The sequence below is a fragment of the Pseudomonas sp. genome, assembly GCF_051660785.1.
Lineage (GTDB): Bacteria > Pseudomonadota > Gammaproteobacteria > Pseudomonadales > Pseudomonadaceae > Aquipseudomonas.
This window is the reverse complement of the sequence record NZ_JBOFQE010000092.1, coordinates 54,236-70,684: the sequence shown is the minus strand read 5'-3', so window position 1 is coordinate 70,684 and position 16,449 is coordinate 54,236. Positions and strand designations below refer to the sequence as shown.

Here is a 16,449-nt window from a genome sequence, read left to right as displayed (position 1 = left end):
GATAGCGGGCACAGTCTTGAAGACTGCGTTGCTACGTAACATCTGTCGGCGCTTGGTTGATCAGCAGACGCAAAAAATTGCTTAGAAACGCAATTTTCCTCCCGATTCCGACAGTCAAACCTGCTCTTAGACCCCATTGTGTGTTCGGGGGCGAGCGGCCAATTGAGAGCGGGGCGTCAAGATGGCCAAGGCCACCGCCACGATGAAGAGCGCCGGCACGTCACCTGCCAAGTGCCCCATTTGCTCCGGCTGGGTTACCGCCTGGACGGCCATGATTCCTCCGTGTACGGCGCTAGACCACACGGTGAACCAGATCAGGCTCAGATTGGCTAATGGATCACGTGCGGCCAGGATCAAGAACACGCCAAGTGTGGCGTAGATGCCAACGATCATCATCGGGTAGTCCGAGTGTCCGACGTGCCAGGCCCAGCCGGACGGCCAGAACAACATAAGTGGGTAGAGAGCAAGGCACGCGAGGCCAGCCAACACTAGAACGACGCGCAAATACCTGAGGCGATCGACTACGGTCATGACGGACTCCTCTTTGGGCCTGACTCTAAATTGACCTCAAGTGGGGTGATAACACCCTCACGGGCTGGGTGGATAACATTCCTCGTTCTGTCGTCTAGCCTGACTGGACCGGGCATAGTGACAGTCGGGTAACTGCTAAAAATGGACGGAAAGCCGAATCTGCTCAATGAATTTCGGCAGTAGACCAAGCATAGCTACTCATTAGCCATCGCTACGTCCACGACTTTTATTGCTCAAAGTGAGTGCGCGCCCGTTCTTTCAACAGGATTTGAGCGCGCTTGTTTAGCCGCCATCGGGTTTACTTCCTGAAAGCTACAAATCCTTGCGCCGTTGCCTACGGCTGCGCCAGAATCCGCCGGCTTGTGCGCCTTGGGCCTGGGCTCTATCGTTTCCGGGTCGCTGCCAATTCAGCGTCCGGATTTGACCGTCCGACTCAATCAAGGCGTACCAGTGCCCAAGAAAAGCTTTCGGCTTGTTTGCGGTGGCTGTGCGTGGGACATCTTCGGGTGTGCCGGATTCCTTGATTTTCGGTCGGTCAACCCGCGTACAGCTGCCACCTCTATTCGTTTGACCGCGAACGGTGGCGGCTCCACTAATCAAGGAGCATCACCATGTTCAAAGCCACACCCAATCCCCCGGAAACGGACGATGTTTCCCCCTACGAATCCACCGATTCCAAAAAACTCAACGAAGCCGCCGAGCGGGCACTCGACTTCCACTTCCCATCAAATGCCGACATCAAAGCCATCCCGCGAACCCGCAGCACCCTGTTTTCCGTAGACCCTGAGGCCACGGCCGAAACCCTGGCGGTTTATCTGGTCGAGACGCTCGCCTCGGTCGATGTGATGGTCCATCAGTTGGTGGATCATCTGGAGGGTGAATCGCGTTACGCGCTGCTAGGTATTTCCAACAGCATCATGACGGCGGAGATCACAGCGAATCGGGTGTTGGATAAGATTGATCTGTCAAAGTAGGTGCCGCTTGCGGTGGTGAGTGGCTAACTGATGTTTGGCTGTTAATCAGGGCCAGAAGTGACAGAGCAGCGACCCGCTGCGTTTCAAGCGCGATAGAAACCCCCGGTGGTTTGCCGATCACAGGGGGCTTTTGTTGGCAGCAAGACCGGCCGGCTTCACCGCCGGTCAGCTTGCGGTGTTCGAACATGATTTTGGTCAACCCTGAAACTCAAGCACGGCGAGCCATCAACAGCACCGAAGCCGCCGCCGACAACAACCCCGCGCAGCAGCGGTTGAATATCCGCTTGCCCCGAGGCTCGGCAAACCAGCGACGCATGTGCAGGCCCATGTAGGCGTAGGCGCTGATGGCGATCCATTCCAGCATCAGGAACAACGCGCCGAGCAGCGCAAACTGAGGCGTCACCGAGCGGCTCGGGTCGACGAACTGGGGCAGGAACGCGGTGAAGATCAGGATCGCCTTGGGGTTGCCGGCCGCCACCAGAAACTCCTGCCGCGCCAATGCCAACACGCCGACCGATGCGCCCGTCACTGCTTTCTCGGCCCCCGGATCAGCACGCCACAACTGCCACGCCAGGTAAAACAGATACGCCGCGCCGACAATCTTGATGCCGTAGAACAGCAACTCGGACGTTTGCAACACCACCGCCAACCCGGCGGATGCCAGGGCGATCATCCCGGCAAACGCCAGCAACCGACCGATCCCGGCCACGCAGGAGATGCGGTAGCCGTAGCGCGTCGAGTTGCTGACCGACAGCAGATTATTCGGCCCCGGCGCCATGTTCAGGGCGAAGCAGGCGGGGAGAAACAGGGTGAGGGTGGCGAGGTCCATGACAGGTCTCCGGAAGCGAGAGCGGTATTTTTATCATGGACGGTGGGGGGCTTTCCCCGTACAGCGGTGGACGTTTGCCGCAGTACACTTCCGTTAGCGTTATCTCGCAAATCTCCTAGCTCCCACCACACACAGAATCACCGCAACCGTGACCCCCAGCATCCCAAGGCTGACCTGCTCATGAAGCAACGTAGCCGCCAGCGCCAACCCAAAGAAAGGCTGAAGCAACTGAAGCTGCCCAACGGCTGCAATTCCTCCCTGTGCCAGCCCGCGATACCAGAATACAAAGCCGATCAGCATGCTGAAAAGCGACACATACGCCAGGCTCAACCAGGCCGGCGCGCTGATCCCCGAGAACGAGGAGGGCGCCAGCCACCAGGTCAGCGGCGCCACAATCGGCAGCGACAACACCAGTGCCCAGGAAATTACCTGCCAGCCGCCCAGTGTTTTGGAAAGCTTCGCCCCTTCGGCGTAACCGAGTCCGCAGGCAAGGATGGCCAGCAGCATCAGGATGTCGCCGGTCGGCGAGGCGGTCAGGCCTTGGGATACGGCGAATCCGACCACCAGCAGGCTGCCCAAAACCGAGAAGAACCAGAACGCCGGACGGGGACGCTCGCCACCGCGCAATACGCCGAAAGCGGCGGTCGCAAGCGGCAACATGCCGACGAAGACAATGGAATGCGCGGACGTCACATATTGAAGCGCCAGTGCCGTCAGCAGCGGAAACCCGACCACCACGCCCAGTGCGACGATGACCAAGGGCAATAACTGGTTTCGCGCAGGACGCTTTTCCTTGAACAGCCACAGAATGCACAGCGCCAGAACGCCGGCGATGGTGGCTCGGGCCACGGTCAGAAAGACCGGGTCGAACTCCAGGACAGCCACCCGTGTCGCGGGCAGCGAACCGCTGAAGATCACTACGCCGATCAGTCCATTGATCAATCCGCTGGTGTTCTTTTCCAGCGTCTGGTTGTGCAGCTTCGATGTCCGTTCCATTTAGCGTCCACTCATGTGTCAGGTTGCATTCAGCGCATCGTATGACCGACTATCGATACAATCAAAAAATTGTCATGGATACATTCCCCTATGCCTCGCTCTCGGTACAAGTCGCTGGTGGACGCCTTTGCAGCCGATATCCGTTCAGGGCGTTTGCCGCCGGGTACGCGTCTGCCCACGCATCGTCAGCTGGCTGCCTCCCACGGGTTGGCCCTGGTGACTGCAAGCAGGGTCTATGCAGAGCTGGAGGACATGGGCCTGGTCAGTGGCGAAACGGGGCGCGGCACTTTCGTCCGCGAGACTTCGCTGCCGCCCAGCCTGGGCATCCACCAGCCCAGCGTTGTGGCGGGGATGATCGACCTCAACTTCAACTATCCCTCCGTGCCGGGGCAGGCCGATCTGCTGCGCACGGCTTTGCGTCAGCTCGCGTTGTCCGGCGACCTGGAATCCCATCTGCGCTACCAGCCGCATGCGGGCCGTCCCCATGAGCGTGCGTCGGTCGCGCGCCATCTGGAGGCGCGCGGGCTTACGGTCGAGGCTGAGCAGGTGCTGCTCGTCAGTGGCGCTCAGCACGGATTGACGGTGGCCCTGATGGCGCTGCTGCAACCCGGTGACGTGATTGCGGCCGATGCATTGACCTACCCGGGGTTCAAGGTGCTGGCGGAGACGCTGCATCTGGAAGTCGTGCCCATTCCCGGCACTGACACCGGGCCGGATCTCGATGCGCTCGAAAAGCTCTGCCGGAGTCGATCGGTGCGGGCTGTCTATACCATGCCGACGTTGCACAATCCGCTGGGGTGGGTGATGGCAGCGGATCAACGCGACCGGCTCGTGGCAATTGCGCGCCAGCATGACCTGCACATCATCGAAGACGCTGCCTACGCGTTTCTTGCGGAAGATTCGCTGCCGCCGATGGCGCAATTGGCACCGGAAAGAACGGTGTACGTGTCAGGGTTTTCCAAAAGCGTCGCCACCGGATTACGTGTCGGATTTGTTGCAGCCCCCGTGCAAACGGTGGCCGCACTGGAGCGCACGATCAGGGCGACCACCTGGAACACACCCGGGGTGATGACGGCGATTGCCTGCGCCTGGATCGATGATGGAACTGTCAGCCTGCTGGAAGCGCAAAAGCGCGCTGATGCTCAGGCTCGGCAAGCCCTGGCCGACGAGCACCTGGCCGGCCTGCATTTTGTGCGTCATCCATCTTCCTACTTTATCTGGCTGCCCTTGTCGGAAGACGCGAGGGCCGACCAGATCGCCATGGCGTTGATGCGCGAGCAGGTGGCGGTATCCACCGCCGAACCGTTTGCGACCTCGGTCCATGTGCCGCACGCAATTCGCCTGGCGCTGGGTTCGGTGGACATGGGAGCGCTTGGCGTGGCGCTGGAGAAGGTGAAGCGGGTGGTGGGGGCTTATACGTAGCGGAGCCCTACCTGGCGATGACAGGCAAGTACACCGCGTTATCGTTCATCGCGAGCAGGCTCACTCCCACATTTGAAATGCGTTTCCCTGTGGGAGCGAGCCTGCTCGCGAAGGCGCCGGGTCATTCACCACTCTGGCGATCTGATCTACACTTTCCACTCGTTGACGGAGGCCAGCCGCTCGTGGATGTTCTTGCGCTTGTCTATGACTACCTGTCTCTGTGGGTGATCAAACCGGTCACCGACCAGTTTCTTGGCATCTTCGATTTGAACGGCCGCTTTGGCCTGGCGTTTCTGCTTTCCTCCTACAGCGTCGCCTACGGCCTGTTTCGCTTCAGGAAATCACGCGGGCTGACCGACGCGCGCACTTTCGGGCAATTCATCGGCGGAACCCGGGTTTATCTGCATCGCTCGGCGTTGCTGGATTACCGCTACTACTTTGTGCGCGCCATCCTGAAAGTCGCCTTGGTGTTGCCCATCGTCGGGCTGGTGGATCCGTACATCCTGCGCTCCGGGGACTACGTCCGTTTCCTGAGCAACCTTTGGGGCGCACGCGTGCAAGCCGGGGACCATCTCTCACTCTCGCTGCTGTATGGGCTGGGGGTGTTTCTGGTCAAGGACTTTGCCAATTATTGGGGCCACAGGGCGTTTCATACCCGATGGCTGTGGGAGTTCCACAAGGTTCATCATTCGGCGCCTGTCCTTGTCCCGGCCACCGCCAGCCGGGTTCACTTCGTGGAAAAGATCGTTGAAAAACTGACCAATACGGTCTGCATCGCGGCCTTTGCCGGCGTCTTCTGGTACGCCTGCGGCGGCGAGATCAGCCGCTACACCTTGTTTGGCGTGACTTGGCTGGTGCTGATCCTCAATGGTTTCGCCGCAAACCTGCGTCACACCCATGTCTGGCTGTCGTTCGGCCCCGTGTTCGAGCATGTGCTGAACAGCCCGGCCCAGCACCAGATTCACCACAGTGACGCGCCACGACACATCAACAAGAATTTCGGGATCAACCTGTCACTCTGGGACTGGATGTTCGGCACGCTCTACGTCACCACCTCGAAGCCGGAGGCCGTCCGGTTCGGCACCGGGGAACAGGATCACGAGCGTTACCTGACGGTCTACAGCCTGATCGTTACGCCGTTTGTGGACATCGTCCGCAAGATCCGTCTGCAAACTCGCCCACAGACAGTGCTTCCCGCCGCTTCAGATCCCCCCGAGGTGCCCGCCGAAGGATCTCGTAAAGCATTCAGCTGAGCGAAGGGCGTCACCAAACACAAGCATGGCCTACGCTTGTTCACAGATACATGTTCAGTGAGCAGGGTCAGCTCCTGAGCGAGATTCAATCGGCACCCACAAAAACAATATCCGGAGACTCCATATGCTTGCCTTGTTCCGTCGATTCAGCCGCCCCCTTGCAGTTGCCATTACCGCTGCAGCACTTACTACACCGGCGTTTGCGCTGGATACCGTCAAGTTCATGGCTCCCGGTTCGGTCGGTGGCGGCTATGACCAGACCGCACGGGACCTGGGCAAAGCCCTGGTCGAGGCCAAAGCGGCCAAATCCGTTACTTTCGAGAACAAAGGCGGGGCAGGCGGCACGTTGGGGCTGGCGCAATTTGCCAACAGCACCAAGGGCGATCCGAATGCGCTGCTGGTGGTCGGCGCGATCATGGTCGCGGGTATCGAACAGAACAAGCCGCAAATTACCTTGAAGGACGTGACGCCGATTGCCCGTCTGTTTACCGAATACAACGTGATTGCGGTGCGCAAGGAGTCCGAGTTCAAAACCCTGGACGACTTGCTCAAAGCCTTCAAGGACAAGCCGTCCAGCATCACCTGGGGCGGTGGCTCCAAGGGCTCGATCGATCACATCGGTATCGCCGATCTGGCCAGCAAAATGGGGATCCCTGTCAATAAGGTCAATTACGTCGCCTTCGCGGGTGGGGGTGAAGTCGTGGCTCAGGTATTGGGTGGCCAGATCAAGGTGATCACCGGTGGGTATGCCGAGCTGGGCCAATACATCCGGAACGGGCAGTTCCGTGTACTCGCCATCGGCGCGCCCGAGCGTATTGCCGGCATCGATGCACCGACGCTGAAAGAAAGCGGATACGACGTGATTATCGGCAACTGGCGGGGTGTTTACGGTGCGGGGGGGCTGACACCCGAACAGCGCAAGGAAGTCACCGACGCCGTACTGGCTGCCGCCGAAAGCAATGGCTGGAAAGCCAATGTCGAGACCAACAAATGGGCACCCAACGTGCTGACCGGCGATGAGTTCGGCAAATTTGTCGACGCAGAGCACGTGCGGCTGCGTGCGATGCTGGTCGAGGTCGGGCTGATTGCGAAATGAACCCGTCTCGTAGAGTCGTGCCGGTGCAACTGGCGATCGGCTTCGGCCTGGTTGCCATCAGCGCGATCCTGGCGGTCGGCGCCTACCGGTTTCCTGCCGAGATGGGGTTCGTCATCCTCGGCGCTCACGTCTACCCCTACGCCTTGGCGGCATTCATCGGCGTCGTCGGCCTGTTGCTGTGTTATCAGGCTGTCACCGGCGGTTTTCGCGAATTGGCAGACCACGAGGATGAGTCTGCCAAAGCGCTGCCGGGCGGCAAGACCGGGGCCGCCTGGGTGACAGCGGGGCTGGTGGCCGTGGCCGTGTTGATCAATCTCATCGGGTTCGTGCTGGCGGCCGGGTTGTTGTTTGTCTGTTCGGCCCGGGGGTTCGGCAGTCGCCGTCCGGTGCGGGACCTGGCCATCGGCATTGCCTTGACGCTGCCGATTTACTGGCTGTTCAACGCCGGGCTGGGGGTTTCCCTTCCGCCCCTGATCAACGCCTGGATCTGAGGAGATAAATCACGGTGGATATTCTCTCAAGCCTGGCCGTCGGTTTTGCCGCCGCTTTGACGCCGATCAATTTGATGTGGGGATTTATCGGCTGCCTGCTCGGCACGGCCATCGGTGTCTTACCGGGGATCGGACCGGCATTGACCGTTGCGCTGTTGTTGCCGATCACCGCCAAGGTCGACCCTACGGGCGCGTTGATCATGTTCGCCGGGATTTATTACGGCGCCCAGTTCGGTGGTTCGACCACGTCCATCCTGCTCAATACGCCGGGGGAGTCGTCCTCCATGGTCACAGCCCTGGAAGGCAACCTCATGGCCCGCAACGGACGGGCAGGGCCGGCCCTGGCGACAGCGGCTATCGGCTCGTTTGTCGCCGGCACCATCGCGACGGTTCTGCTCACCCTGTTTGCCCCGATCGTTGCCACGCTGGCGCTCAAGTTTGGTCCTGCGGAGTATTTTGCGATTCTGGTGCTGTCTTTCACCACCGTATCGGCGGTGCTCGGCGCTTCTATGCTGCGGGGGTTCGCTTCGCTGGGGATCGGCCTGACCATCGGCCTGATCGGCCTGGACTCGACCTCGGGCATTGCCCGCTACACCTTGGGCGTGCCGGAGTTGGTGGATGGCATCGAAGTGGTGCTGGTGGCGGTCGGCTTGTTTGCGGTGGGCGAGGCGCTGTATAGCCTGCTTTATCAAAAGGAAGAAGCATCCGGTCGACACCGGCTGACGTCTTTGTGGATGACGCGCTCTGACTGGAAACGCTCGATTCCCGCCTGGTTACGGGGCACGCTGATCGGTTTCCCGTTCGGCTCGATTCCGGCGGGTGGCGCTGAAATTCCGACCTTTCTGTCCTATTCCGCCGAACGCAAACTGAGCAAGTTTCCGAAAGAGTTCGCGGGCAGCAAGGGTGAGGGCGCCATCGAAGGTGTTGCCGGGCCCGAGGCGGCTAACAATGCCAGCGCGACCGGTTCTCTGGTGCCTTTGCTGACGCTGGGTATCCCGACATCCGCCACGGCGGCGATTCTGCTGGCGGCATTCCAGAACTACAACCTGCAACCGGGGCCGATGCTGTTCCAGACGTCGGGCGATCTGGTCTGGACGCTTGTCGCTTCGTTGTACATCGGCAACGTCATCCTGTTGGTGTTGAACCTGCCGTTGGTGGGGTTGTGGGTCAAGCTGCTGCAAATTCCCCGACCGTACCTGAATGCCGGCATTCTGGTGTTTGCCAGCATCGGCGTGTACGGCATGCGCCACTCTTCTTTCGACTTGCTGTTGATGCTGGGCATCGGTTGGGGCGGGGTGCTCATGCGGCGTTTCGATTTCCCCGTCGCGCCGGTGATCGTGGGCATGCTGCTGGGGCCGATGGCAGAAAAACAACTGCGTAACGCGTTGTCCATCAGCGAGGGTGACTGGATGATATTTCTGACCCAGCCTATCGCTGCGTCGTTTCTCGCGTTGACGCTGTTGGTCTTGCTCGTGCCTCATCTCCTGCATGCTCGAGGCATCAAACTGCACGAAGATGATTGACCGGATTTAACGCACACCACAAACCCTGTAGCAGCAGGCTTGACCCGCTGCTACAGGTGCAGGTGCGTCACCGATGGAGCAACTTGTTTAAACCTTCCTCTGCCAGGCGTCGGGTCAACTCCGCCGTGGTCATTTCTGCGCCCAGCGTAAACGCCTGTCCGGCCCAGAGGTTGCTGAAGTCTGCTTCACCCTTGGCGCGTAACGGCATCAACGCTCCACCGGCCAATGGGAAGGCCGGCGCTTTATCGCTCATGGGCCCGAGTTCGCGCATCACCCGATTCAGGATCCCGCGCGCCGGGCGACCGGTGAAAAGATTGGTCACCGCGGTCTCGCTTTCCTTGGCCGTGCGCAATGCTTTGTGGTGAGACGCGCTGACCTTGGCTTCCGGTGTGAACAGATACGCCGTACCCACCTGCACCGCCGAAGCGCCCAACAGAAACGCCGCCGCAACGCCCCGGGCATCACTGATGCCGCCCGCCGCAATCACCGGCACTTTCACCGCGTCGACGACCTGAGGCACAAGGGCGAATGTGCCCACCTGGCTGCTCAAGTCATCGCTCAGGAACATCCCGCGATGCCCGCCAGCCTCGTAGCCCATGGCGATGATCGCGTCGCAGCCATGTTGTTCCAGCCAGATGGCTTCTTCGACTGTGGTCGCCGAGGAGAGTATTTTTGCCCCGGTGGCTTTTACTCGATCCAGCAGCGATTTCTCCGGAAGACCGAAGTGAAAGCTCACGACTTCGGGGCGGAATTCTTCAAGCACTTCGCAGGCCGCGTTATCGAAAGGCGCGCGATTGGACACCGGCGTCGGCGCGTCGAAATCGACGCCCAGTTCCCGGTAATACGGTTCCAGCAAATTCTTCCAGTCCCGGGCGCGTTGTTCATCGGCAGCCGGCGTCTGATGGCAAAAATAGTTGATGTTGAACGGACGCTGGCTGTGTTGACGGATCGTCTTCAGCTCTTCGCGCAACTGCTCGATGCTCAGCATTGCGGCGGGCATCGAGCCCAGGCCGCCGGCGTTACTCGCGGCGATGACCATGGCCGAGCCGGTTGCTCCGGCCATGGGGGCCTGGATGATCGGCAGTTCAATGCCGAGCAAGTCAAGAATGCGGGTGTCTGGCCATTGGCTCATTTGGATGATTCTCCGACGGTTAGAACCGGTTTTTTACCAGCAATGGCTGTCGCAGGGCCAGCCGACTTTTGTATCCGGGACGTTTTACGCTATTCCAGAAACGCGAAAAAAAGCCTGGCCGCACGTCATGGAATCACTCGGCGCTTTGGCGGTTTAGCTTAAAGTCTGGTACGGCGAGAGTTTTCTTTGTGGTATTTCAATAGTCCCCCACCTGATTGATTCCCCTGAGAGGCAATGATGTTCAAAGGTATTTTGATCGACAAAGACGACAGCGGTTACCGGGCCACACTGCAAGAGATCAATGACGATCAACTGCCCGAGGGCGATGTGACGGTGCGTGTGGCGTACAGCACGCTGAACTTCAAGGATGGCCTGGCGATCACCGGCAGCAGCCCGGTGGTCAGGAAATTCCCGATGGTGCCGGGGATCGACCTGGCCGGCACAGTCGAGGTCAGCGGCCATCCGGACTACAACGTCGGTGATCAGGTGCTGCTCAATGGCTGGGGTGTGGGCGAAGGGCATTGGGGCGGACTGGCGCAAAAAGCGCGCCTCAATGGCGACTGGCTGATTCCGTTGCCCAAGGAATTTACTGCGGCCCAGGCCATGGCGATCGGTACGGCCGGTTACACGGCAATGCTGTGCATCCTGGCGTTGGAACATAACGGCGTAACGCCTGACCAAGGCGAGGTTCTGGTCACCGGCGCCAACGGCGGGGTAGGCAGTTTTGCCATCGCGCTGCTGAGCAAGCTCGGCTACCGGGTCGTGGCATCCACGGGTCGCACGTCCGAGCACGATTACCTCAAGCAACTGGGCGCCAGCGAGATCATCGATCGCGCCATGTTATCCGAGCCAGGCAAACCGTTGGCCAAGGAGCGCTGGGCAGCGGTGATCGACTCGGTCGGCAGCCACACGCTGGCCAACGCTTGTGCGAGCACCAAAGCCAATGGCACGGTGGCCGCCTGTGGTCTGGCACAAGGCATGGATTTTCCGGCCTCCGTCGCGCCGTTCATTCTGCGCGGCGTGACATTGGCCGGGATCAACAGCGTGACTCAACCCAAAGCCAAACGTGTACTGGCCTGGAGTCGCCTGGCCAAGGATCTGGACTTCGCGTTGCTGCCGCTGATCAGCCATGAAATCGGCCTGAGCGAAGCCATCGATGCCGCGCCGCGTCTGCTCGCCGGGCAATTGCGCGGGCGGGTGGTGGTTGATGTAAATCGCTGATCAGCGAGTCTCGCGTTCCAGCAATTGACGCTTGCGTTCAACGCCCCAGCGATAGCCCGACAGGTTGCCGTCGCTGCGCACCACGCGGTGGCACGGAATCGCCACCGCAATACTGTTCGCGCCGCACGCCTGGGCCACGGCGCGCACGGCTTTGGGCGCGCCGATACGTTGAGCGATGTTGGCATAGCTGGCGGTGCTCCCCGCAGGAATCTCCCGCAGCGCTTGCCAGACCCGTTCCTGAAACGCCGTGCCGCGCACGTCCAGCGGCAAGTCCAGACCAATGGCCGGGGCTTCGATAAAACCGACAACCTTGGCGATCAACTGCTCGAACTCGTGATCGGCGCCAATCAGGTTGGCGCGCCGAAATTTGTCCTGCAGATCGCAGACCAGTTGGTGCGGGTCATCCCCCAACAGAATCGCGCAAACGCCTCGCTCACTTTGCGCCACCAGAATCGCGCCCAGGGAACACTGGCCGACGGCAAAACGGATGTCGTTGTTCTGGCCCGCCGCACGGTAATCGCCAGGCTTCATGCCCAGCAGGTGATCGGCCGACTCATAGAAGCGACTGTTGGAGTTGAAACCGGCGTCATACAGGGCGTCAGTGACCGAGCCGCCGTCGGCCAGGCGTTCGCGAACCTTGCGTGAGCGATGGGCCGTGGCGTAACCCTTGGGGGTCAGGCCAGTCACCGCTTTGAACACGCGATGGAAGTGGAAGCTGCTCAGACCCGCTGCATCCGCCAGTTCGTTTAAAGCAGGCAGATTTTCGGCAGACTCGATGTGTCGGCAAGCGGCCGCTACGGTTGCCGCGTGTTGTGCGGCAACGTCGCTTTGATCCTTTGTGGCCCGCTTGCTTGGACGATATCCCGCCGCCCGGGCTTGTTCCGCCGTGTCGAAAAATTCGACATTCTGCGGTTTCGGCAAGCGCGCCAGGCTGCTGGGGCGGCAGTAGATTCCGGTGGTTTTCACAGCATAGACAAACTGCCCGTCGGCGCCCGGATCCCGTGCAACGACGGCGGCCCAGCGAGGATCGTTCTCGGTGGCAAGCTTTGTCGACTGAGTTGTCATGGTTTCATGTCCGTTGACCCGTTTCCTTCAGATTAACCGGCCTGGAAAACCGCCGCACCCCGAGTCTTGCGGTTGAATTCGAGGGCTTCATTTGGCGGTTCGAAAGGTGAAGTTGATCCGTTGCTCGCCCAGGCGTGGGTGAAGACCGTCCTTGATCGGCAGCACGCCGTGATAGCGCAATCGATCGACGCCGCCCCAGACCACGATATCGCCATGCAGCACAGGCACGCGTTGGCTTTTGGCGCTTCGTTCAAAGCCACCGAACAGGAACATGGCAGGTAATCCCAATGACACCGAAACGATCGGCGCTGCGTAGGATCCTTCGTCCTTATCTTGATGCAATGACATCTTCGCCCCGGGGACATAGCGGTTGATCAGGCAGGAATCAGGGACAAAATCCGCAAATCCGGCTTCCCGTGCCGCGGCCTGTGCCAACTCGAAAAACACCTCGGGCATCTTGGGCCAGGGTTGCCCGGTCTGTGGGTCGTCGCGCGTGTACTTGTAGCCGCTGCGGTCAGTCGTCCAGCCCCAAGTGCCGCAACTGCTCAAGGCCACCGACATGGTGAAGCCCCCGGGCGTGATCATTTGGCGAAACGGTGCGGCCGCCAGAACTGCTTCCAGTGCGGGCAGCAACTGCTCCAGCCAGGGCAGGGCAAAGCCGCGCAACACGTAGGACCGTTCACCGATCTGCGCGCGCCTGGGCTGCTGCTCAGGTTCGGCGTCGGCAAACAAATCGAAGGTAATCGGGCTCATGGGGTCATAACGCATCGTGAAAGATGATTCCAAGGGTATGCCGTTTTCCACTGTGCAGGCGACTCACGCCGTGACGCATCGTCACTCGGTAATAGCCGCGAACACCTTTGACCGGGCGTTGGCTGACCGCAAAGATCAAGCCGTCGCCTTTTTTCAGGCCGATCACCTGAGGGCGTGACTGCATACGCGGGCGCTGTTCCGTCAGTACAAACTCGCCACCGGTGAAGTCTTCGTCCGGCTCTGACAGAAGAATCGCCAATTGCAGCGGAAACACGTGTTCGCCGTACAGATCCTGATGCAAACAGTTGTAGTCCTGCGGACCGTATTGCAGCAATAACGGTGTCGGGCGCTCCTGACCAGCGGCATGGCAGCGTTGCAGAAACGCTTCGTGGGTGTCGGGAAAACGGCTCGGCAGGTCCATGCATTCGTACCAGCGATTGGCAATCGGCACCAACCGGGGGTAAAACGCGCTGCGCAAGCGGGCGACCCGTTCAGGCAAAGGGTATTTAAAGTACTTGTACTCGCCACGACCGAAACCGTGACGCGCCATCATCACTTGGGAGCGAAAGGGCGCTGGCTGGGCGTAGAGGGCGCTGATTTCGTCGCACGCCTGCGCACTCAGCAGAGACCTGATGACGGCGCAGCCATCCTGATCGAGTTGCTGCTCCAGCATCGCCCAGTCCAGCGCATCGAGGATTTGTTCGTTCATCGCTGGGCCTCCCGGTCGAGCAACTGCCGTTTGCGTTCCAGTCCCCAGCGATAGCCGCCAAGGCTGCCGTCCTGGCGCAGCACCCGATGGCAAGGCACGATAACGGCCACCGGATTGGCCCCACAGGCATTCGCCACCGCCCGAAAAGCGCTCGGCTGGCCCAGGCTTTGGGCGATATCGCGGTAGCTGGCGGTTTCGCCGACGGGGATTTGCCGCAAGGCATTCCAGACCCGCTGTTGAAAGGCGCTGCCGGTCAAATCCAGGGGCAGATCGAGCGCAGTGTGCGGGTCTTCCAGATGGCGCAGGGTTTGCTCCAGCGCCGGCATCAAACCTTCATCGCGTTGTGGGACTGGCCGGCCGGGGAAGCGCTGTGCCAGATCGCGTTCGAGCGTGATCAAGTCGTCACCGAGCAGCAGCGCGCACAGGCCTTCGGTGCTGAACGCCAGCACCAGGACGCCCAGACTGGAGGTGCCGCTGATGTAGCGAATCGAGGAAGTAGACATGTTCTGACTCCTTAACCAAAGGTTGAGGTGGCCAGTCTAGGGAGTGCCAAGGGAGTGAACACTCCGGCGCTTGCGGTCGAATTCGGACGGGCGCGGAGCATGACATCCTTGTTGTCGCTCCGGGTGCCGGGTCGCGTTACAGCGCTTTGCTGACGGCGATGTCGCTGATCACGTCTTCACTCGAACCATGAATGGCGTCCAGCGCGGCTTTGGCTTCTTCTTCGGTGCCGTTTTCAAGCTGGGCGAATTCGAAGCGGCGTTCGCCGTTGAGTTTGTATTTGATGACGTACTTGGTCGTTTGGGCCACGGTCATACCTTCCTGTCGTTGTGTGGGAACGTCACTCAGCTCAGTTTCGTGCTGGAGCGACGGATGATCTTGATCGAGTGCGTGAGCGTCGGTTTGCGGGTCACGCTGATCGGTCGGCGATTGACCGTGTCGATGGTGATGTTCCAGAAACCGGTGCTCGGTGCAGTAATTCGCGCAGGGAAAGTGTCGAACGCACCGCCGTGATAAGTGTGACGGCCGCCGTTCTTGAAGCTGCGGAAGTTGGCGTCGTTCATCAAGCGGATGTTGCATGTTTGGGAGCACTGGATGACGACGATGTCGTCTTCGTTGAGGTGCTCGCGCTGGTGGATAAATTTCATGAGGCGCCTCCAGAAGGGCTTTTTCTACAAAATCAAAACGATAGCATGGGCGATTGGCGCAGTTTATCAGCCCGAACAGGTTATTATCCGGTCGTCGAGGTGCGCTTTGACAATTAAAAACTGTTATTCGGAATTCTATGAGCGATAAACGCAACGAGCCTCGGAGAAAATCAGCATTTGTGCTGTCGGAGGGTCTTTATCGGAGGTTTTGTATGAAGTGGGGCGTGTTGGTATTGCCGTTGGCATTGGTAGTGGGTGGCTGTGCGAATGTTTCGGAGATTAACGAGACACTGCCTACCATGAACGTGATCTCAGGTAAAAAACCCAATGAGTACGCGCAATGCCTGGTTGAAAAACTGGCCGACAGTCGTGGCGCCCTGCAAGTGGAGTCGCACAAGGACGGGATGCGCGTGATCGTTCCGGCGAAATTCTCGTCGGCCCCGGCAGCCGTATTCGATATCGAAGACCGCTCGGGTGGCAGCGGTATCAAGCTGCATGAGCGTATGTCCAATGTGCCGGTGCGTCCGAGAGACGTGCAGAAAGCCGCCAATGCGTGCATTTCCGGCTGATAGACTGACCACCGTTCATACCGATGCCGTCAAAGTCATGCTTTGGCGGCATTGTCATTTCTGGAGTCGAGCATGAAGCGAGAGCAAGTTCGGGAGTGTCATGCAGAGGGGCTGATCTCTGCCACTCACGTCATTCAAAATCCGGCGAACCCCGGGGAGTGGATCGTGTTTTTCAAGAAAAGCGCCGGACGCAGTTATTTCCTGGTGGATGATAACGATGAGGTCGAATCGTTTGGTCGTCTCGACGAATTGATCGAGACCGTGCGTGGTCTCGGGATCAAATTCGCGGAAATTCACATGTAGGGCAGGGCGCCCTACTTGCAGACCACCACAACGCTGCGGTTCTTGAAGTTGCCGACATCGACGCCCAGGGTCTTGTCGCTTTCCCGGGTGGAAGGCGTGCCGTCGGTACCGACGATCCGGTAGCCGGTGCCGGCGCAAGAGGCATCGGCTTTTTCATAGCATGTGGCCCAGGAATTGGCTTCGCCGGAGCAGTCGATCGTCAGGCCCAGTTCGCCGTTGTTCAGGACTGTCTTTTCGGAAGTGGCGCAGCCGCTCAGGGCCAGGATCGCAATCAGGGGCAAAAATCTGTTCATGTTCATAGTCGTCTTCAGCGAGGGGGGGCTAGACGCTCTGACAGCGCCAGTGTGAAAAGGTTATAGCGATTGGCCACTTGTTTGCACCTGGCCACAAAAAAGCCCTGCTCGATGACAGGGCTCTGCGAGTGCCGCAGGAGA

At 59.9% G+C, this 16,449-nt stretch carries 20 protein-coding genes; 9 read left to right on the top strand and 11 right to left on the bottom strand.

Annotated elements, in window-relative coordinates; translation table 11 throughout:
• Nucleotides 1-126: 126 nt before the first annotated feature.
• Nucleotides 127-531, bottom strand: coding sequence for a DUF6632 domain-containing protein (locus ACRC4F_RS26815; RefSeq protein ID WP_438662064.1), 405 nt, complete (start codon nt 529-531; stop codon nt 127-129).
• Nucleotides 532-1,142: 611 nt separating this feature from the next.
• On the opposite strand from ACRC4F_RS26815, the gene ACRC4F_RS26810 reads away from it, so the two are divergent.
• The gene (locus ACRC4F_RS26810) at nt 1,143-1,505 is read left to right on the top strand and encodes a DUF6124 family protein (protein ID WP_438662063.1); all 363 of its coding nucleotides are present in this window, start codon (nt 1,143-1,145) and stop codon (nt 1,503-1,505) included.
• 208 nt (nt 1,506-1,713) lie between these two features.
• Here ACRC4F_RS26810 and ACRC4F_RS26805 read toward each other — a convergent pair whose 3' ends face one another.
• On the bottom strand, nt 1,714-2,334 hold the full coding sequence (locus tag ACRC4F_RS26805; RefSeq protein WP_438662062.1) for a LysE family translocator: 621 nt from the start codon (nt 2,332-2,334) through the stop codon (nt 1,714-1,716).
• 99 nt (nt 2,335-2,433) lie between these two features.
• Nucleotides 2,434-3,330, bottom strand: a complete 897-nt coding sequence (locus ACRC4F_RS26800; RefSeq protein ID WP_438662061.1) for a DMT family transporter — start codon at nt 3,328-3,330, stop codon at nt 2,434-2,436.
• Nucleotides 3,331-3,420: 90 nt separating this feature from the next.
• Between ACRC4F_RS26800 and ACRC4F_RS26795 the strand changes: the two genes are divergently transcribed.
• The 5 genes from ACRC4F_RS26795 to ACRC4F_RS26775 all read left to right on the top strand — a co-directional run bounded on the left by ACRC4F_RS26795 (nt 3,421) and on the right by ACRC4F_RS26775 (nt 9,115).
• The gene (locus tag ACRC4F_RS26795; protein WP_438662060.1) at nt 3,421-4,752 is read left to right on the top strand and encodes a PLP-dependent aminotransferase family protein; all 1,332 of its coding nucleotides are present in this window, start codon (nt 3,421-3,423) and stop codon (nt 4,750-4,752) included.
• A 182-nt stretch (nt 4,753-4,934) separates the two neighbouring features.
• Nucleotides 4,935-6,005, top strand: coding sequence for a sterol desaturase family protein (locus ACRC4F_RS26790; protein WP_438662081.1), 1,071 nt, complete (start codon nt 4,935-4,937; stop codon nt 6,003-6,005).
• Between the two features lie 124 nt (nt 6,006-6,129).
• Nucleotides 6,130-7,101 (top strand): Bug family tripartite tricarboxylate transporter substrate binding protein, encoded by a 972-nt coding sequence (locus ACRC4F_RS26785; RefSeq protein ID WP_438662059.1) that lies wholly within the window; start codon nt 6,130-6,132, stop codon nt 7,099-7,101.
• On the top strand, nt 7,098-7,592 hold the full coding sequence (locus tag ACRC4F_RS26780) for a tripartite tricarboxylate transporter TctB family protein (protein WP_438662058.1): 495 nt from the start codon (nt 7,098-7,100) through the stop codon (nt 7,590-7,592). The genes ACRC4F_RS26785 and ACRC4F_RS26780 overlap by 4 nt, the downstream gene beginning before the upstream one ends.
• A 14-nt stretch (nt 7,593-7,606) precedes the next feature.
• Nucleotides 7,607-9,115, top strand: coding sequence for a tripartite tricarboxylate transporter permease (locus tag ACRC4F_RS26775; RefSeq protein WP_438662057.1), 1,509 nt, complete (start codon nt 7,607-7,609; stop codon nt 9,113-9,115).
• A 67-nt stretch (nt 9,116-9,182) separates the two neighbouring features.
• Here ACRC4F_RS26775 and ACRC4F_RS26770 read toward each other — a convergent pair whose 3' ends face one another.
• Entirely contained in the window at nt 9,183-10,247 is a 1,065-nt protein-coding gene (locus tag ACRC4F_RS26770; protein WP_438662056.1) for an NAD(P)H-dependent flavin oxidoreductase, read from the bottom strand.
• Nucleotides 10,248-10,484: 237 nt separating this feature from the next.
• On the opposite strand from ACRC4F_RS26770, the gene acuI reads away from it, so the two are divergent.
• On the top strand, nt 10,485-11,468 hold the full coding sequence (acuI, locus tag ACRC4F_RS26765; protein WP_438662055.1) for an acrylyl-CoA reductase (NADPH): 984 nt from the start codon (nt 10,485-10,487) through the stop codon (nt 11,466-11,468).
• Here the strand turns inward: acuI and ada are convergent, their stop codons facing one another.
• From ada to ACRC4F_RS26735, 6 genes are all read right to left on the bottom strand, one after another.
• Nucleotides 11,469-12,533, bottom strand: a complete 1,065-nt coding sequence (gene ada, locus ACRC4F_RS26760; RefSeq protein ID WP_438662054.1) for a bifunctional DNA-binding transcriptional regulator/O6-methylguanine-DNA methyltransferase Ada — start codon at nt 12,531-12,533, stop codon at nt 11,469-11,471. It abuts the gene before it with no gap.
• Between the two features lie 87 nt (nt 12,534-12,620).
• A complete protein-coding gene (alkB, locus tag ACRC4F_RS26755; RefSeq protein ID WP_438662053.1) occupies nt 12,621-13,301 on the bottom strand; it encodes a DNA oxidative demethylase AlkB in 681 nt (226 codons plus the stop codon).
• A complete protein-coding gene (locus ACRC4F_RS26750) occupies nt 13,291-13,995 on the bottom strand; it encodes a 2OG-Fe(II) oxygenase (protein ID WP_438662052.1) in 705 nt (234 codons plus the stop codon). The genes alkB and ACRC4F_RS26750 overlap by 11 nt, the downstream gene beginning before the upstream one ends.
• Nucleotides 13,992-14,498, bottom strand: a complete 507-nt coding sequence (locus ACRC4F_RS26745; RefSeq protein WP_438662051.1) for a methylated-DNA--[protein]-cysteine S-methyltransferase — start codon at nt 14,496-14,498, stop codon at nt 13,992-13,994. The genes ACRC4F_RS26750 and ACRC4F_RS26745 overlap by 4 nt, the downstream gene beginning before the upstream one ends.
• Nucleotides 14,499-14,634: 136 nt before the next feature.
• Nucleotides 14,635-14,811 carry a hypothetical protein gene (locus ACRC4F_RS26740; protein ID WP_178082308.1) on the bottom strand — a complete coding sequence of 59 codons (177 nt, stop codon included), beginning with the start codon at nt 14,809-14,811 and terminating at the stop codon, nt 14,635-14,637.
• A 29-nt stretch (nt 14,812-14,840) separates the two neighbouring features.
• Nucleotides 14,841-15,143, bottom strand: a complete 303-nt coding sequence (locus ACRC4F_RS26735) for a DUF1883 domain-containing protein (protein ID WP_007946189.1) — start codon at nt 15,141-15,143, stop codon at nt 14,841-14,843.
• 212 nt (nt 15,144-15,355) lie between these two features.
• On the opposite strand from ACRC4F_RS26735, the gene ACRC4F_RS26730 reads away from it, so the two are divergent.
• Together ACRC4F_RS26730 and ACRC4F_RS26725 are read left to right on the top strand one after the other, a co-directional pair.
• Nucleotides 15,356-15,712, top strand: a complete 357-nt coding sequence (locus ACRC4F_RS26730; protein WP_438662050.1) for a hypothetical protein — start codon at nt 15,356-15,358, stop codon at nt 15,710-15,712.
• 72 nt (nt 15,713-15,784) lie between these two features.
• Nucleotides 15,785-16,015 (top strand): hypothetical protein, encoded by a 231-nt coding sequence (locus tag ACRC4F_RS26725; RefSeq protein ID WP_438662049.1) that lies wholly within the window; start codon nt 15,785-15,787, stop codon nt 16,013-16,015.
• Nucleotides 16,016-16,026: 11 nt separating this feature from the next.
• Here the strand turns inward: ACRC4F_RS26725 and ACRC4F_RS26720 are convergent, their stop codons facing one another.
• A complete protein-coding gene (locus tag ACRC4F_RS26720; protein ID WP_438662048.1) occupies nt 16,027-16,308 on the bottom strand; it encodes a hypothetical protein in 282 nt (93 codons plus the stop codon).
• Nucleotides 16,309-16,449 lie beyond the last annotated feature (141 nt).

Bases quoted from the DNA above. Each gene is read 5' to 3' on its own strand.
- alkB (WP_438662053.1), bottom strand. From the start codon at position 13,301: ATGCGTTATGACCCCATGAGCCCGATTACCTTCGATTTGTTTGCCGAC.
- ACRC4F_RS26740 (WP_178082308.1), bottom strand. From the start codon at position 14,811: ATGACCGTGGCCCAAACGACCAAGTACGTCATCAAATACAAACTCAAC.
- ACRC4F_RS26725 (WP_438662049.1), top strand. From the start codon at position 15,785: ATGAAGCGAGAGCAAGTTCGGGAGTGTCATGCAGAGGGGCTGATCTCT.
- ACRC4F_RS26750 (WP_438662052.1), bottom strand. From the start codon at position 13,995: ATGAACGAACAAATCCTCGATGCGCTGGACTGGGCGATGCTGGAGCAG.
- ACRC4F_RS26810 (WP_438662063.1), top strand. From the start codon at position 1,143: ATGTTCAAAGCCACACCCAATCCCCCGGAAACGGACGATGTTTCCCCC.
- ACRC4F_RS26735 (WP_007946189.1), bottom strand. From the start codon at position 15,143: ATGAAATTTATCCACCAGCGCGAGCACCTCAACGAAGACGACATCGTC.
- ACRC4F_RS26780 (WP_438662058.1), top strand. From the start codon at position 7,098: ATGAACCCGTCTCGTAGAGTCGTGCCGGTGCAACTGGCGATCGGCTTC.
- ACRC4F_RS26770 (WP_438662056.1), bottom strand. From the start codon at position 10,247: ATGAGCCAATGGCCAGACACCCGCATTCTTGACTTGCTCGGCATTGAA.
- ACRC4F_RS26720 (WP_438662048.1), bottom strand. From the start codon at position 16,308: ATGAACAGATTTTTGCCCCTGATTGCGATCCTGGCCCTGAGCGGCTGC.
- ACRC4F_RS26815 (WP_438662064.1), bottom strand. From the start codon at position 531: ATGACCGTAGTCGATCGCCTCAGGTATTTGCGCGTCGTTCTAGTGTTG.
- acuI (WP_438662055.1), top strand. From the start codon at position 10,485: ATGTTCAAAGGTATTTTGATCGACAAAGACGACAGCGGTTACCGGGCC.
- ACRC4F_RS26795 (WP_438662060.1), top strand. From the start codon at position 3,421: ATGCCTCGCTCTCGGTACAAGTCGCTGGTGGACGCCTTTGCAGCCGAT.
- ACRC4F_RS26785 (WP_438662059.1), top strand. From the start codon at position 6,130: ATGCTTGCCTTGTTCCGTCGATTCAGCCGCCCCCTTGCAGTTGCCATT.
- ACRC4F_RS26730 (WP_438662050.1), top strand. From the start codon at position 15,356: ATGAAGTGGGGCGTGTTGGTATTGCCGTTGGCATTGGTAGTGGGTGGC.
- ACRC4F_RS26745 (WP_438662051.1), bottom strand. From the start codon at position 14,498: ATGTCTACTTCCTCGATTCGCTACATCAGCGGCACCTCCAGTCTGGGC.
- ACRC4F_RS26805 (WP_438662062.1), bottom strand. From the start codon at position 2,334: ATGGACCTCGCCACCCTCACCCTGTTTCTCCCCGCCTGCTTCGCCCTG.
- ACRC4F_RS26800 (WP_438662061.1), bottom strand. From the start codon at position 3,330: ATGGAACGGACATCGAAGCTGCACAACCAGACGCTGGAAAAGAACACC.
- ada (WP_438662054.1), bottom strand. From the start codon at position 12,533: ATGACAACTCAGTCGACAAAGCTTGCCACCGAGAACGATCCTCGCTGG.